Here is a 14,869-nt window from a genome sequence, read left to right as displayed (position 1 = left end):
TTTTCTTACAGACCCTTGAGCGTGCCCTTCGGCAGCAGGGTGGTGATCGAAGCTTTCTGCACCACGATTTCGGTGCCTTGCGAAACTTCAACCGTCACATAGGCGTCGGTCACCTTGGCCACTTTGCCCAGCATGCCGCCGGCGGTAACCACTTCGTCGCCCTTGGCCAGTGCGTCCATCATGGCCTTCTGTTCCTTGGCGCGCTTCTGCTGCGGACGGATCATGAGGAAGTACATGACCACGAACATCAGGATCAGCGGCAGGAAAGTAGACAAATTGCTCATGGTTGCAGCATCAGCGCCTTGAGCATATGCGTTGGAAATGAACACGGTGACTCCAATTAGTGTTTGAAAAAATAAGCGCTGTATTCTAGCACCCGCTGAAGTGGCCGAGATTGGGGCCTATATCACTTTTTGCAATAGTTTGCTTAAACACCACGCGCGCGGTCCGCGTGGAACTGTTTTACCCAGTCCGGGAAGCGGTCTTCGTCCAGGGCATCGCGCATCTGCTGCATGATGTCCAGGTAATAGTGCAGATTGTGGATGGTGTTCAGGCGCGCCCCCAGAATCTCCTGCGCACGGTGCAGGTGGTGCAGGTAGGCGCGGCTGAAGTTACGGCAGGCGTAGCAGGAGCAGGTCGGGTCCAGCGGTTCCTTATCATCCTTATAACGCGCGTTCTTGATCTTGATGTCGCCGAAGCGGGTGAAGATCCAGCCATTGCGGGCGTTCCGGGTCGGCATCACGCAGTCGAACATGTCGACGCCGTTCGATACGCCCGCCACCAGGTCTTCCGGCGTGCCGACCCCCATTAGATAGTGCGGCTTGTTTTCCGGCAGGCGCGGGCCGAAGTGTTCCAGCACGCGCATCATGTCTTCCTTCGGCTCGCCGACCGACAAGCCGCCAATCGCCAGGCCGGGGAAGTCGATCTTTTCCAGGCCTTCCAGCGATTCGTCGCGCAGGGATTCGAACATGCCGCCCTGGACGATGCCGAACAGCGCGTTCGGGTTCTCGCCGCGCTTGAATTCATCCATCGAACGCTGGGCCCAGCGCAGGGACATGCGCATCGACTTGGCCGCTTCATCCAGCGTGGCCGGACGGCCGTTGATTTCGTACGGCGTGCATTCGTCGAACTGCATCACGATGTCGGAATTCAGCACGCGCTGGATCTGCATCGAGATTTCCGGCGACAGGAACAGCTTGTCACCATTGATGGGTGAGTTGAAGTGCACGCCCTCTTCCGTGATCTTGCGCATCTCGCCCAGCGAGAACACCTGGAAGCCGCCGGAGTCGGTCAGGATAGGCTTGTCCCAGCCCATGAAGCCATGCAGGCCGCCGAACTTCGACATCACGTCGTTGCCAGGACGCAGCCACAGGTGGAAGGTATTGCCCAAAATGATCTGCGCGCCGATTTCCTTCAGCTCCAGCGGCGACATCGCCTTCACCGAGCCATAGGTACCAACCGGCATGAAGATCGGCGTCTGCACTTCGCCGTGATTCAGCTTGACGGTGCCGCGGCGGGCGTGCGTCTTGCCGGTGGTGTCTTTCTTGATGAGTTTAAATTCCAGCATTTAACTATTCCTTTGGCACCGGCGCTCAGGCGCGGTTGTGCGTGGTCAGCAGCATGGCATCGCCGTAGCTGAAGAAGCGGTATTCATTGGCGATCGCGTGCTGGTAAGCGTGGCGGATCTCGGTAAAGCCGGCAAAGGCCGAAACGAGCATCAACAGTGTCGATTTCGGCAGGTGGAAGTTGGTAATCAGGCGCGTGACCGTCTTGAACTTGTAGCCCGGCGTGATGAACAGGGCCGTATCGGCGCTGCCTGCTACCAGCTCGCCGGATTGCGAAGCCGACTCCAGCGCGCGCAGCGAGGTCGTGCCCACGGCGATCACATCGCGGCCCACCGCTTTGGCTTCGCGCACGGCATCGACAGTCTCCTGGCCGATCGTGTACCACTCCGTGTGCATCTTGTGTTCGGACAGATTCTCGGTGCGCACAGGCTGGAAGGTGCCAGCGCCCACGTGCAGCGTGACATAGGCGAACTTCACACCCTTTTCTTTCAGGCGTGCCAGCAGTGCTTCGTCGAAGTGCAGGCCGGCGGTCGGCGCAGCGACAGCGCCCGGTACCTTGTTGAAGACGGTCTGGTAACGCGTTTCGTCCACTTCACCCGGCGCGTGCTCGATATAAGGCGGCAGCGGCAGGCGGCCGTATTGCTCGATCAGGTCGAACACGTCGGCATCGAAATGCAGGGTAAAGAACTCGCCCGCGCGCTCGCCGACGGTCACGTCGAACGCATCGGCCAGTCGGATCTTCACGCCGGGACCAGGCGACTTCGACGCGCGCAACTGGGCCAGCACGGTGCGCGTATCCAGCACGCGCTCCACCAGCGCCTCGACCTTGCCGCCGCTGTCCTTCACACCAAAGAAGCGCGCCTTCAGCACGCGCGTATTGTTCATCACGAGCAGGTCGCCGGCTTGCAGCTGGTCGATGATGTCGGTGAACTGGCGGTCGTGCAGATCCTTGCCATCTACATGCAGAAGGCGGGACGCGCTGCGGTCCGGAAGCGGAAATTGCGCAATACGCTCTGGCGGCAAGTTAAAATCGAAATCTGATAGCGAGTACATTACGGACTACGGAAACTGTTGGGCAACCCTCTATTTTACGCCATCTGCCCAAAAATCGCGCAAAAATGCCTGAAACGAAGCAAAAGAAGCCCGCCGCTGCAAAGAAACCCGCCGCCACCGCCGAGAGCAAGCTCGCCAAGCTTGGTCTGCGCTCGGATATGGATCTGGTGCTGCATCTGCCCATGCGCTATGAAGACGAGACGGAGGTCCTGACCATCCGCGAGGCGTGCCTGCGCGGCGGACAGGTGTCGCAGGTCGAGGGCGTGGTCACGAAAAACGAAATCGCCTACAAGCCGCGCCGCCAGCTGCTGGTGCACATCGTGGACGAGACGGGCGATATCCAGCTGCGCTTCATGAATTTCTACGGCAGCCAGGTCAAGCAACTGGCCGAGGGCACGCGCGTACGTGCACGCGGCGAGGTGCGGCATGGCTTCTTTGGCGCGGAGATGGTACACCCGGCGTACAAGGTGGTGAACGAAGGCGCGCCGCTGCCGACTTCCCTCACCCCCGTGTATCCATCGGGCGAAGGCTTGTCCCAGCTGGTACTGCGCCGCGCGATTGCCGATGCGATGAAGCGCATTGACTGGACCGACACGGTGCCGCATGAAATCCTGCTGCGCATGCGTCTTCACGCGTTCGAGCCTGCGGTGAAAGCCCTGCACTATCCGCCCGCAAGCGCCGATGAACACGCGCTGGCCGACCGCTCGCATCCGGCATGGACGCGCATGAAGTTCGACGAGCTGCTGGCGCAGCAGCTATCTCTGAAACGCGCCCAGCGTGCACGCCGCGCGAAAGGCGCGACGGCTCTGAAGAAAGTGGGCGAACTGTCGAAAGCCTTTGAAGCCTCCCTGCCGTTCAAGCTGACCGGCGCGCAGCAGCGCGTGTTGAAAGAAATCCGCGCCGATATCAAAGAACACTTCCCGATGCAGCGACTACTGCAGGGCGACGTCGGCAGCGGTAAGACGATTGTGGCCGCGCTGTCCGCTGCGCAAGCGATCGACAGCGGCTACCAGGCCGCGCTGATGGCGCCGACCGAAATCCTGGCCGACCAGCACTTCCGCAAGATTGCCGCGTGGCTGGAACCGCTAGGCGTCAACGTGGCGTGGCTGACGGGCAGCCTGAAGAAGAAGGAAAAGGAAGCCACGATAGCGCTGGTCGAATCGGGCGAAGCACAACTGGTGATCGGCACGCACGCCATCATTCAGGATACGGTGAACTTCCACAAACTCGGCCTCGTGATCGTGGACGAGCAGCACCGCTTCGGTGTCGGCCAGCGACTGACCCTGCGCAACAAGGGCAGCCGCGGTCTGGTGCCGCACCAGCTGATGATGTCCGCCACGCCGATCCCGCGCACGCTGGCGATGACCTACTACGCCGATCTTGAAGTCTCGGTGATCGACGAACTGCCGCCGGGCCGCACGCCTATCGTCACCGCCGTGGTGGACCAGAACCGCCGCGACGAAGTGATCGCCCGCGTACACGCCGCCGCGCTGGAAGGACGCCAGGCTTACTGGGTCTGCCCGCTAATCGAAGAATCCGAAGCGCTGCAACTGCAAACCGCCACCGAAACCTACGAAACCCTGTGCGAAGCCCTGCCCGACCTGCGCGTCGGCCTGGTACACGGCCGCCTGAAGCCGGCCGAAAAAGCCGAGGTGATGGACGCCTTCGCCGCTGGTGATGTGCACGTGCTGGTTGCCACCACCGTCATTGAAGTCGGCGTGGACGTGCCGAATTCCTCGTTGATGGTGATCGAACATGCCGAGCGTTTCGGCTTATCGCAGCTGCACCAGCTGCGTGGACGCGTCGGCCGCGGCTCGGCCGCATCGGTTTGCCTGCTGATGTATCAAAGCCCGCTAGGCCCCGTCGCCAAGCAGCGCCTGCAAACCATGCGCGAAACCACGGACGGTTTCGAAATCGCCCGCCGCGACCTCGAAATCCGCGGCCCCGGCGAATTCCTCGGCGCCCGCCAGTCCGGCCAGGCCATGCTGCGCTTCGCCGACCTCGAAACCGACGGCTGGCTGGTCGACCAGGCCCGCGACATCGCCCACCACCTGCTGCAAGAGCCCACCCCCGAAAACACCGCCACCGTCGAAGCCCACCTCGAACGCTGGCTCGGCGGCCGCGAGGAATTCCTGAAGGTCTGACGCGCCTACTCGGCGAAGGCTTCTTGCAGTGCCTGTAGTGTGGCGGCCAGTGTGGTTCTGGAGACGGCCCCCAATCTGCTGACGAGGCGCGATTTATCAACGGTACGTAGCTGGTCCAGCAAAATCAGCCCCTTCTTGCCGCTGTGCGTTACATCGATGCGGAATGGCGCCGGACGGCTCGCGGTCGTCATGGGCGCCACGATCACGGTACGCAAATACTCATGCATTTCGGGCGGCGATACGACCACGCAAGGACGAGATTTCTGAATTTCGCTCCCGACTGTCGGATCAAGATTGACGAGCCAGATCTCTCCGCGCTTCACCATACCAGCCCTTCATCGCCTTCGTTGGCGAACTCTGGAAGGACCAGCGCATCATCTTCAGCCTCCGCAATTGCTTTGCTGGCCTCAGCCCAGCCCTTGCGAACAGGTTTGGCTGGCGGCCGAATCACCAGCGCGCCGTCCACCACGGTAATTTCCGCTTCATCGACCAAACCCACTTCGGCGAGCAGGGTTGACGGAATGATCATCCCTTTCGAATTTCCAATTCGGCGAATTGTTGTGCGCATAACTGCCTCCAAACGTTATAACCATGTTATACCATGCGAACAGTCTTGCGTGACGCCGGGCGGTGTGCGACACTCACCCGCTCATGAAAAAATTTACCAAAATCATCACTTCTGTCGCATTGGCAGCGTGTTTCCTCCCGGCCGTAGCTGCCGAGCAGGAAACGCCGGCGGCTGCGCCTGTGGTGGCTCAGGCTCCCGCAGCCGTGCCAGTGCCGGCTCTTGCCCCGACGCCAGTGCAGGCCAAGGAGGAAAAGCCCGGCTTTTTCGCCAAGTGGGTGATGCCGCTGAAGAATATCCGCGTGAGCAGCTTCTTCGGCGCCCTGCGCGGCCATCGCGCGCACGGTGGTGTAGATTTTTCCACGCCGGTGGGCACGCCAGTGATGGCAACCCAGGGCGGCGTGGTCGTCGCCTCGACCAATCGTTATGAAGGTGATAAGAAATACGGTGAGGTTGTTGTAATTGAGCATCTGAATGGTCTGCGTTCGCTGTACGCGCACCTGACCAAGCGCTCCGTGAACGTCGGCGACGAAGTAGCCGCCGGCGAACCGATCGGCCTGTCCGGCTCGACCGGACACTCCACCGGTCCGCACCTGCACCTGGAAGCCTTCAAGGACGGTCAGCGCATCGACCCGAAAAACCTGCTGGCCAACCTGGAAGACGGCGCCCTCACCTCCGCCGTGAACGCCAAACAGTTCACCGGCCCGGAAATGACCTTTACCGCGCCGAAGACCAGCACTGCCGGCTACAAGCGCGCCAAATCTTCATCTGAACACCATCACGCTGCATCTTCGTCCTCCAAACGCAGCAAGTCCGCGTCCTCGCACAAATCCAGCCGCTCCAAGAAACACGCCTGATCTGGCGTCAGAAGCAGAGGTAAATGCGGTTGGCCAGATCGAGCATGAAATCCGGCCGCAGGTAAGCCATGAAGGCGAGCGCCAGCACGGCGGCGATCGCCGTCCATGCTGCTGCCTTCATGATCGTGGTTTTCATCATGCCGCCTTGAGCTGAGGTTCGCGCACCAGCGGGCGCTCGTTGATCGGCAAATTAGCCAGGCCGGCCATCACGCCGAGGGCGATGGCGATGCCCCATACGATGTCGTAGTTGCCGCGCAGGTCGAACAGATAACCACCCAGCCACACGCCGAGGAAGCTGCCGATCTGGTGGGAGAAGAACACCACGCCCGCCAGCATGGACATATGCTTCAGCCCAAACACGCTGGCGATAATCCCATTAGTCAGCGGTACGGTGGACAGCCACAGGAAGCCCATGGCCGCGGCAAACACGTAGACCGACCATTGCGACAGGGGCGCCAGCAGGAACAGGGAAATCACCACTGAACGGGCGAAGTAAATGAAGGACAGCAGATAGCGCTTGGGCAGCTTGCCGCCCAGTTGCCCCGCAGTGAAGGAGCCGAAGATATTGAACAGGCCAATCAGCGCCAGCGCCATCACCGCAACGCTCGCGTTGGCGATGCCTTTGTCCTTCAGGTAGGCCGGCAGGTGCACGCCGATGAACACGACCTGGAAGCCGCACACAAAATACCCTGCCAGCAGCAGCAGGAAGGAGCGGTTGCGCACGGCTTCGCGCCACGCTTCGCCAATGCTTTGATGATGTCCACCCGCGGCCACTTCGTGCTTCGGCTCACGCAGATTGCGCGAGGCCAGCAGCATCAGGAAGATCACAGCGGAAGCCAGCAGGAAGAAGGCGTTCTGCCAGCCCATCGTGGAAATCAGCACCTGCTCGACAGGCATCATGAGGAATTGGCCGAAGGAGCTGGCGGCGCCGGACACGCCAAAGGCCCAGGAACGCTTCTCCGGCGGCGCAGCGCGCCCGATGATGCCACTGACGGCGCCAAATCCGGTGCAGGCCAGCGCCAGCCCAATCAGCACACCGGAGCCGGTCACGAACAACAAGGGCTGCGTCACCGTCGCCATCCACACCAGACCCGCCATGTAGCACAACGCTCCGAAAATCACGACGCGCATGGTGCCGTAGCGGTCCGCCACCATGCCCGCGAAGGGACCGAAAGCGCCCCACAGCAGGTTTTGCATGGCCATCGCCAGCGAGAAGGTTTCGCGGCTCCAGCCGTTGGCTTGCGAAATCGGCTGCATCCAGAAACCGAAACCATGACGCACGCCCATCGCCAGCGTCAGCACGACGCCGGTCGAAATCAGGACGGTTTTCAGATCGAGGGCACGCGTGGAGTCAGTCATGGCAAGGCGTTAATTAGTGCAAAAAAGTCAGTTTACTTGAATGCACGCCGCCTTGCAGATCAGCCCTTACCAGGTCCAATACGAGATTTTGCCGGTCAGCTTGATATTGCCGGCGCCAGTGGCCATGTCTTCGCCGCCATCAAGCGCACCGCCGCCGGTGGCGAAGATGTATTGGCCGGTGCCGCCCGTGATCTGGAAGGTGCCGCCGGTGAAGGCGTACTGCGTGCCGACGCCGGTTGGCACCATCTGGCCGCTGTAGCTGGCGAAGACCTGGTCACCGGACGCAGTCAGGATGATGAAGCGGCCCTTGTTGAAGGTGAAGATAGCGCCGGATGGGGTAATGCAGTCATTGGCGACAAAAGCCAGCGGTCCGAGCGTGGTGCTCATGCCGTGGCCGGTGATGGTGCCGCCGAACTGGGTCGGGCAGCGCGCCGAGGGACCTGCGATTTCCTGCAGTACGCCCACCACTTCCAGCGCTTCGGTCTTGTAGCTGATTGAAGCGGCGGACGCCGTCATACTGGCGAGTGAAAGCGCGGCCCCAGCGGCCAAGAGAATTGCTTTTTGCATGTAACCTCCCGAAATTTATTAGAAAATCGATAATATCAATTTTTTAACAAAATCGGGTGGTGTACAAACATCAGTCCGCGGCGTAGCGAACGCCGGTCTGGGCGCGGATGTCGTCCATCACGCCCATCAGCGACAGCGACTCGTCCAGCGGCATCACCGGGCTTTCCAGCAGGCCGGCGCGCAGGCAGCGCTGTACTTCCATTGCTTCGTGGGCATAGCCGTTGCCGACGCGCGGCAGATGGATTTCACGGCTGCTGCCGTCATTCAGCTCGATGGTGAAGCGGTCGCTGTGGTGGAAGCGGCTGTGCAGGCGCAGGAAGCCCTTGCTGCCGCACACGGTCAAGGTGGCGCCGGTGCGCGCGGTGAGGCTGGTGGCGCAGCTGGACAGGCCGCCGTTCTTATGACGCAGCACGAAGTTGGTCTGCACGTCCACGCCGGTCGGACCGAGTACGCTCATGGCCTTCACTTCGGCCACATCGCCCAGGAAGAAGGCCGATACGGACAGCGGATAAATGCCCAGGTCCAGCATGGCGCCGCCGCCCAGCTCCGGATTGAACAGGCGGTGCTCCGGCCCCACGTCGGCCATGAAGCCCAGGTCGGCCTGGATATTGCTGATCTTGCCGATCTCGCCCGCTTCGATCAGGCGCCTGGCTTCCACAATGGCCGGCTGGAAGCGCGACCACATCGCTTCCATCACGAACAGCTTTTTCTCGCACGCCAGCGCCACGATATCTTCCGCCTCGCAGCGGTTCACGGTGAAGGCTTTTTCGACCAGCAGCGCCTTACCGCCGCGCAGGCACATCAGCGCGTTCTCGTGGTGCATAGGGTGCGGCGTGGCGATGTAGATCACATCCACGTCCGGATCATCGGCCAGCGCCTGATAGCTGCTGTGGGCGCGCTTGGCGCCGAATTCAGCGGCAAAGGCGTTAGCGCTATCAGCACTGCGCGAAGCAACGGCGGCGAGTTCTGCATCAGGCAATTCCTTCAATGCCGTGGCCAGCGCCTTGGCGATCTTGCCGGTGCCGAGAATGCCCCAGCGGATAACTTTGTCCATTCTTTTTCCTTTCGCGTTAAGCTGCGGACGGTTTCCGTTTCGCGCGGAAGACCGTGGTGTCGTCATAGAATACATCGTCCTGCTGCGGCCACCAGTCCGGTATGCCGAGCACGGGGAGCGGCGTGAAGCCGGCTTTGTGCAAGCCTTCGGTGCGTAGCTGCTGCGCCACCAGCTGATCGATCCAGGCGCGGCGCTCGACGTCGCTCAGCGCAAAGTAGCCACCCGGCGCCATCAGCACGCGCGTATGGGCCGTGATGGCCTTGTAGGGCGCGACCAGCTTTTCCATCAGCGCGTGGCCGAACAGCCAGACTTGCGCGTCCTTGCCGAATTGTGCGGCGCGGTCGACGAAGGCTTCACGCCAGCGGTGATTGCGCAGCGCATCGACCAGGGCAGCGCCGTCCGCATCATCGCGCACGATCAGCAGCGCTGCGTTTTCATCGAAGATAGTGGCCGCATCGCGGGCCGGGCCGCGCGATTTGCCGACGCCATCAAGCGCAATCTGCGCCGACTGCAAGGCGTTCAGCTCGCGTTTGATGAGGGGGAAGGTCAGCCACACCAGGCCGTTGAAAAAGTCGTGCAGGTTGTCGCGCGTTGGCACACCGCCCGTGGCGCCAATGAATTCTTCGTAGGCCGTGCCTTCAGGCAGATCGGCCTGCGGCACGAAGCGCAGCGGCAGGCCCTGGTGATTGCGCAGATCGAGTGCTTCGGCCTGCGCGCAGAAGGAGGCGATCACGCTGTCCGCGCCAAGGTCCGTGCGGCAAGCGGCATCCCGCACCGCGTCGAACCACGAGCGGGACCAGTCGATCGCCTCAAACACCGTCAGGCCATTTTCCAGTTGATGGTTTCGCCTGCATTCAGCGGGATCACTTGCTGGTCGCCGAAAGGCAGTGCTTCCGGCAGGGTCCACTGCTCGCGCTTCAGTGTGATCTTGTCTTCGTTCGGCTCCATGCCGTAGAAGGCCGGACCGTTCAGGGAGGCGAAAGCTTCCAGCTTGTCCAGCGCACCGGCGCGCTGGAAGGCTTCAGCGTACAGCTCCATCGCATGCAGGGCGGTGTAGCAGCCCGCGCAGCCGCACGCCGCTTCCTTCGCGCCCTGTGCGTGCGGCGCGGAGTCGGTGCCGAGGAAGAAGCGCTCATCGCCGCTGGTCGCCGCGGTCACCAGCGCCAGGCGGTGCTCTTCGCGCTTCAGCACAGGCAGGCAGTAGTAGTGCGGACGAATGCCGCCCTTGAAGATCTCGTTGCGGTTGTAAAGCAGATGGTGGGCGGTGATGGTAGCCGCGATCGGGCCTTCCGCTTCGGCCACGTACTGCGCCGCGTCCTTGGTGGTGATGTGCTCGAACACGATGTTCAGCGCCGGGAAGCTCTTGCGCAGCGGGCGCATGATGCGCTCGATGAAGACGGCTTCGCGGTCGAACAGGTCGATGTCCTGGTCGGTGACTTCGCCGTGCACCAGGAAAGGCATGCCTACTTCCTGCATCACTTCCAGCACCTTGTAGCAGTTGGCCAGGTCGGTGACGCCTGCGTCGGAATTGGTGGTGGCGCCGGCCGGGTACAGCTTCACGGCGTGCACGAAGTCGGATTCGGCGGCGCGGCGGATTTCGTCCGGGCTGGTGTTGTTGGTCAGGTAGAGCGTCATCAGCGGCTCGAACTTCATGCCCGCTGGCAGGGCCGCCAGGATACGCTCGCGGTAAGCCTGCGCCTGGGCGACAGTGGTGACCGGAGGTTTCAAATTTGGCATCACGATCGCGCGGCCGAACTGGCGCGCGGTGTGCGGCAGCACGCTGGCCATGGTCGCGCCATCGCGCAGGTGCAGGTGCCAGTCGTCTGGGCGAGTGATGGTGAGGCTGTGTGGGGCGTCGAAGTCGGACATGAGCGGCTCTCAAATTGCGAATGCCGACATTTTACCTGCTCCGGCGGGCCGTTTGCCGTCTTAGAACCCACGGCAAGGAGCTGGTGGCTGCCACACCGTGGCAGCCACCAGGTTCACGCTACGGGTTGGCGGGTGCGGGATGCTCGGCGACCCAGGCCTTCACCTTGGCCAGCATGGCGTCCAGCTGGGCGCGGTCATAGGCTTTGCCGTGGCTGACCACCAGGCGGATCTTGCGGGTGGCCGCGATATCCTTCAGAGGATCGGCGTCCAGCACCAGCAGGTCGGCCGCTTTGCCCGCTTCCACGGCGCCGTAGCGCTGCTGCTTGCCGAGGAAGCGCGGCCCCGCCAGCACAGCGGCATTCAGCGCCTGATGCGGCGTCAGGCCGTATTTGACGAAGATGCCCAGTTCATCGTGCAGGCCCTGGCCCGGATAGTCGAAGGAATTCAGGAAGCCTGCATCGGTACCGGCGATGATGCTGACGCCTTCCTGCTGCATCAGCGGCAGCAGCGAAGCAGACTTTTCATACAGGGCGTGACGGAAGGCGATGGCGCTGGCGTCATCCTTGGCGGCACGCTGCACGCGCCAGTCATAGGTGGCGCGCAGGCCCTTGCCGATGTACTGCAGGTAAGCGTCGTGGGCGTGGTCGTTCTGGTCCAGGTAGGCGGTCGCTTCGGAACCGATCAGGGTCGGCACGATGGCAGTGCCTGCGGCAGCCATGCGGCGGAAGGTGGCGCGCGCGGCCGCTTCGTCATAGCTTTCCAGGCTGGCGCGCATCGCTTCGCGGCCGGTAATCTTGCCTGCTGCGACTTGCGCGGTCAGTTCGGCTTCACGCGGCGTGGCGCCGCGCAGCATGTACGATTCGTGTTCGACGGTGCCCAGGCCGGCGTTGAACATCTGGTCCAGCGTCAGCTGCACCGGCACGTGGCCGGAAGTGCGCATGCCGCGCTCTTTGGCCTGGCGCAGCGCTTCCAGGTAGATCTCCGGCTTCAGGGTATTTTCGGTGATCTTCACGAAATCCACGCGGCGCGATTGCAGGTAATCGAGTGCCTTGCTGACTTCCTCCGGCGTACCGACTTCAATCGTGCCCTTCCACAGCGGCTTGTAGCCTTCCAGCTTGGGGCCGGAGGTCAGGATGGTCGGGCCTTCCAGCTCGCCCTTGTTGATCTGGTCGCGCCATTCCCGCACGCTATCCGGCAGGTCCCCCGCGCAATCGCGCACGGTGGTGATGCCGTGGGCCAGGTAGAGCGGCAGCAGCTGCTTGTTTTCTTCGATCAGCGCGGGACCGCCGCCGAAGTGCACGTGGCTGTCCCACAGGCCCGGCATCAGGTATTTGCCTTTGAGCTGGTAAGTGTGCTTCGGCGCGTAGTTCTTCAGGGCCTTGTCGTCCACCACCGCGATGATGGTGTCGCCCTTCAGCACGACGGACTTGCCCTGGATAAGGCGTCCGGATGCAACGTCGATAATCGTGGCCTGGGTCAGTGCGACGTCGGCCGCCATGCGTTCGGCAGCCGCCGCAGCGGAGCCCAGCGCCAGCAAGGCGCTTGCGATCAATGTCATTTTCATGCGGCGCATGGTAACTCGAAGTCGATCGCGGGCGGAAGACATCTACGTAGTAACGAAAGCTCCCACGCCACAGTGCTTTCGTTAGTGGATGATGCGCTTCAGGAAGTCCTTGGCACGATCCGAGCGCGGCGCGCCGAAGAATTCGTCCTTGCTGCAGTCTTCCAGGATATGGCCCTTGTCCATGAAGACCACGCGGTTGGCGACACGGCGGGCGAAGCCCATTTCGTGCGTCACCACCATCATGGTCATGCCTTCCTGAGCCAGGCCGACCATCACATCCAGCACTTCATTGATCATTTCCGGATCGAGTGCGGAAGTCGGCTCGTCGAACAGCATGGCGATCGGGTCCATAGACAGGGCACGCGCAATCGCCACACGCTGCTGCTGGCCGCCGGACAGCTGGCTGGGGAACTTGTCCTTGTGCGCGAGCAGGCCGACACGGTCCAGGTATTTGAGTCCGCGCTCGGTCGCCTCATCCTCGCTGCGCTTCAGCACCTTGACCTGGGCCAGTGTCAGGTTTTCGCGTACCGAAAGGTGCGGAAACAGCTCGAAATTCTGGAACACCATGCCGATGCGGGCGCGCAGCGCTGACAAATTAGTGTCCTTGCCGCCAACCGATGTTCCATCGACAACAATTTCGCCCTTCTGGAAGGGTTCCAGGCCGTTAACCGTCTTGATCAGGGTAGATTTACCGGAACCGGACGGTCCGCAAATCACCATCACATCGCCCTTGGAAACGCTGGTGTTGCAATCGGTGAGCACCTGGAATTGCCCATACCATTTACTGACGTCTTTTATCTCAATCATGCCTATTCTGCGGCCTTTTCCTTGCTTGACAGCCCCTTCGGGCGCACGGATACTGCGGGACTTGCTCAATAGTTCACCATTCTAACGGCAAATTCATCCCGAACGAGCAATCCCCGACCGGGAAACCCACTACAGGAATGTTGCATATGGAAAAGAAAAATCGCCTGACCACTTATATTCTGGCCAGCCTTGTGTTGGGTATCATTGCTGGTTACGCGGCCAACGTCTCGCTGGAAGATCCGTCGGGATTTGCCGATAAGTTGTCCCTGCTCTCTACCGGCTTCCTGCGCCTGATCAAAATGATTATCGCGCCGCTGGTCTTCTCGACCCTTGTGGTCGGCATCGGCCGCATGGGCGATACCAGCGAAGTGGGCCGCATCGGCGCCAAGACGCTGGGCTGGTTCATCGTGGCGTCCGTGCTGTCGCTGACGCTGGGCCTGATCATGGTGAACCTGTTCCGTCCCGGCGATGAGCTGTTCAGCCATAACGCCGCGGCCACCGTCGCCAACGCCAGCGCCTCGCTGACCGACGCGGCGAAGGCTGTAGCGACTAATAAGAGTGGCCTGACGCCGAAGGAATTCGTCAATCACCTGATCCCGATCTCGATCTTCGACGCCATGGCCAAGAACGAGATCCTGCAGATTGTGGTGTTCTCCGTGTTCTTCGGCCTGGCTGCTGCTGCCGTCGGCAAAAAGGCCGAACCGCTGATCGAAGCGCTGGACGGTATGGCGCACATCATGCTCAAGGTCACCGGCTATGTGATGAAGTTCGCGCCGATCGCCGTATTTGCCGCCGTCGCCGGCACCATTGCCAAGAGCGGCCTGGGCGTACTGGCTACCTACGGCAAATTCATGGCCGAGTTCTACACCAGCATCGTGCTGCTGTGGGGCGTGCTGGTGGCCGCCGGCTTCATCTTCCTGGGACGCCGCGTGTTCAAGCTGCTGTCGGAAGTCAAAGAGCCAACCCTGCTGGCCTTCTCCACCGCTTCCAGCGAAGCGGCTTACCCGAAGACCCTGGAAGGCCTGGAGCGCTTTGGAGTGCGCAACCGCATCGCTTCCTTCGTGCTGCCGATCGGCTATTCCTTCAATCTGGACGGCTCGATGATGTACTGCACCTTCGCCACGCTGTTCATCGCACAGGCCTACGGCATTGAAATGTCGCTGGGCACGCAGATGACCATGATGCTGGTGCTGATGCTGACCTCCAAGGGCATGGCCGGTGTGCCGCGCGCATCCCTGGTGGTGATCGCCGCCACCCTGGGCCAGTTCAATATTCCCGAAGCAGGCCTGGTGCTGCTGCTGGGTATCGACCACTTCCTGGACATGGCCCGCTCCGCCACCAACGTCATCGGCAACTCCATCGCCACCGCCGTGGTGGCCAAGTGGGAAGGCGAACTTGCCAACCCGGACGCAGCCGAACCTGCCGCCCGCCGCGTCGTATAAGCGCCCCGCGCCGCAACACCAAG

16 protein-coding genes are annotated in these 14,869 nt (G+C 61.8%); 3 read left to right on the top strand and 13 right to left on the bottom strand.

The genetic code is table 11. The features are described 5' to 3' along the window. Positions 1-5 precede the first annotated feature (5 nt). The 3 genes from yajC to queA all read right to left on the bottom strand — a co-directional run bounded on the left by yajC (position 6) and on the right by queA (position 2,618). Positions 6-284, bottom strand: a complete 279-nt coding sequence (gene yajC / locus AB4Z19_RS11315; RefSeq protein ID WP_442026254.1) for a preprotein translocase subunit YajC — start codon at positions 282-284, stop codon at positions 6-8. 143 nt (positions 285-427) lie between these two features. Further along, on the bottom strand, positions 428-1,567 hold the full coding sequence (gene tgt / locus AB4Z19_RS11310) for a tRNA guanosine(34) transglycosylase Tgt (protein WP_442035286.1): 1,140 nt from the start codon (positions 1,565-1,567) through the stop codon (positions 428-430). Positions 1,568-1,592: 25 nt separating this feature from the next. After that, the gene (queA, locus tag AB4Z19_RS11305) at positions 1,593-2,618 is read right to left on the bottom strand and encodes a tRNA preQ1(34) S-adenosylmethionine ribosyltransferase-isomerase QueA (protein WP_442028899.1); all 1,026 of its coding nucleotides are present in this window, start codon (positions 2,616-2,618) and stop codon (positions 1,593-1,595) included. Positions 2,619-2,683: 65 nt separating this feature from the next. Between queA and recG the strand changes: the two genes are divergently transcribed. Continuing rightward, positions 2,684-4,762, top strand: coding sequence for an ATP-dependent DNA helicase RecG (gene recG, locus AB4Z19_RS11300; RefSeq protein ID WP_442035285.1), 2,079 nt, complete (start codon positions 2,684-2,686; stop codon positions 4,760-4,762). Between the two features lie 5 nt (positions 4,763-4,767). On the opposite strand, the gene AB4Z19_RS11295 is transcribed toward recG, so the two are convergent. After that, a complete protein-coding gene (locus AB4Z19_RS11295) occupies positions 4,768-5,088 on the bottom strand; it encodes a type II toxin-antitoxin system PemK/MazF family toxin (RefSeq protein ID WP_442035284.1) in 321 nt (106 codons plus the stop codon). Beyond that, complete coding sequence (locus AB4Z19_RS11290) at positions 5,082-5,330, bottom strand: AbrB/MazE/SpoVT family DNA-binding domain-containing protein (protein WP_442025961.1); 249 nt, start codon at positions 5,328-5,330, stop codon at positions 5,082-5,084. Before AB4Z19_RS11290 ends, AB4Z19_RS11295 begins: the two co-directional genes overlap by 7 nt. Before the next feature lie 83 nt (positions 5,331-5,413). Here AB4Z19_RS11290 and AB4Z19_RS11285 point away from each other — a divergent pair, with 83 nt between their 5' ends. After that, entirely contained in the window at positions 5,414-6,184 is a 771-nt protein-coding gene (locus tag AB4Z19_RS11285; RefSeq protein ID WP_442025962.1) for a M23 family metallopeptidase, read from the top strand. A 7-nt stretch (positions 6,185-6,191) separates the two neighbouring features. Here the strand turns inward: AB4Z19_RS11285 and AB4Z19_RS11280 are convergent, their stop codons facing one another. The 8 genes from AB4Z19_RS11280 to AB4Z19_RS11245 form a co-directional block, all read right to left on the bottom strand. Then, on the bottom strand, positions 6,192-6,323 hold the full coding sequence (locus AB4Z19_RS11280) for a hypothetical protein (RefSeq protein ID WP_442025970.1): 132 nt from the start codon (positions 6,321-6,323) through the stop codon (positions 6,192-6,194). Continuing rightward, the gene (locus tag AB4Z19_RS11275) at positions 6,320-7,543 is read right to left on the bottom strand and encodes an MFS transporter (protein WP_442035283.1); all 1,224 of its coding nucleotides are present in this window, start codon (positions 7,541-7,543) and stop codon (positions 6,320-6,322) included. Before AB4Z19_RS11275 ends, AB4Z19_RS11280 begins: the two co-directional genes overlap by 4 nt. Positions 7,544-7,609: 66 nt before the next feature. Further along, positions 7,610-8,110 carry a hypothetical protein gene (locus AB4Z19_RS11270; RefSeq protein ID WP_442035282.1) on the bottom strand — a complete coding sequence of 167 codons (501 nt, stop codon included), beginning with the start codon at positions 8,108-8,110 and terminating at the stop codon, positions 7,610-7,612. A gap of 70 nt (positions 8,111-8,180) precedes the next feature. Then, positions 8,181-9,164, bottom strand: a complete 984-nt coding sequence (locus AB4Z19_RS11265; protein ID WP_442025965.1) for a Gfo/Idh/MocA family protein — start codon at positions 9,162-9,164, stop codon at positions 8,181-8,183. A 16-nt stretch (positions 9,165-9,180) separates the two neighbouring features. Further along, the gene (locus AB4Z19_RS11260) at positions 9,181-9,981 is read right to left on the bottom strand and encodes a DUF3025 domain-containing protein (protein ID WP_442035281.1); all 801 of its coding nucleotides are present in this window, start codon (positions 9,979-9,981) and stop codon (positions 9,181-9,183) included. A gap of 2 nt (positions 9,982-9,983) precedes the next feature. Beyond that, the gene (pyrC, locus tag AB4Z19_RS11255) at positions 9,984-11,033 is read right to left on the bottom strand and encodes a dihydroorotase (protein ID WP_442025967.1); all 1,050 of its coding nucleotides are present in this window, start codon (positions 11,031-11,033) and stop codon (positions 9,984-9,986) included. A gap of 118 nt (positions 11,034-11,151) precedes the next feature. Further along, a complete protein-coding gene (locus AB4Z19_RS11250) occupies positions 11,152-12,606 on the bottom strand; it encodes an amidohydrolase family protein (protein WP_442035280.1) in 1,455 nt (484 codons plus the stop codon). Between the two features lie 72 nt (positions 12,607-12,678). Further along, a complete protein-coding gene (locus AB4Z19_RS11245; protein ID WP_442035279.1) occupies positions 12,679-13,404 on the bottom strand; it encodes an amino acid ABC transporter ATP-binding protein in 726 nt (241 codons plus the stop codon). A 146-nt stretch (positions 13,405-13,550) separates the two neighbouring features. Between AB4Z19_RS11245 and AB4Z19_RS11240 the strand changes: the two genes are divergently transcribed. Then, complete coding sequence (locus AB4Z19_RS11240) at positions 13,551-14,846, top strand: dicarboxylate/amino acid:cation symporter (RefSeq protein ID WP_442035278.1); 1,296 nt, start codon at positions 13,551-13,553, stop codon at positions 14,844-14,846. Positions 14,847-14,869 lie beyond the last annotated feature (23 nt).

The organism is Pseudoduganella sp. RAF19 (genome assembly GCF_052114165.1).
GTDB lineage: Bacteria > Pseudomonadota > Gammaproteobacteria > Burkholderiales > Burkholderiaceae_D > Rugamonas.
Note: the sequence above shows the minus strand (reverse complement) of the source record. Positions and strands in the feature narration are given on the sequence as shown.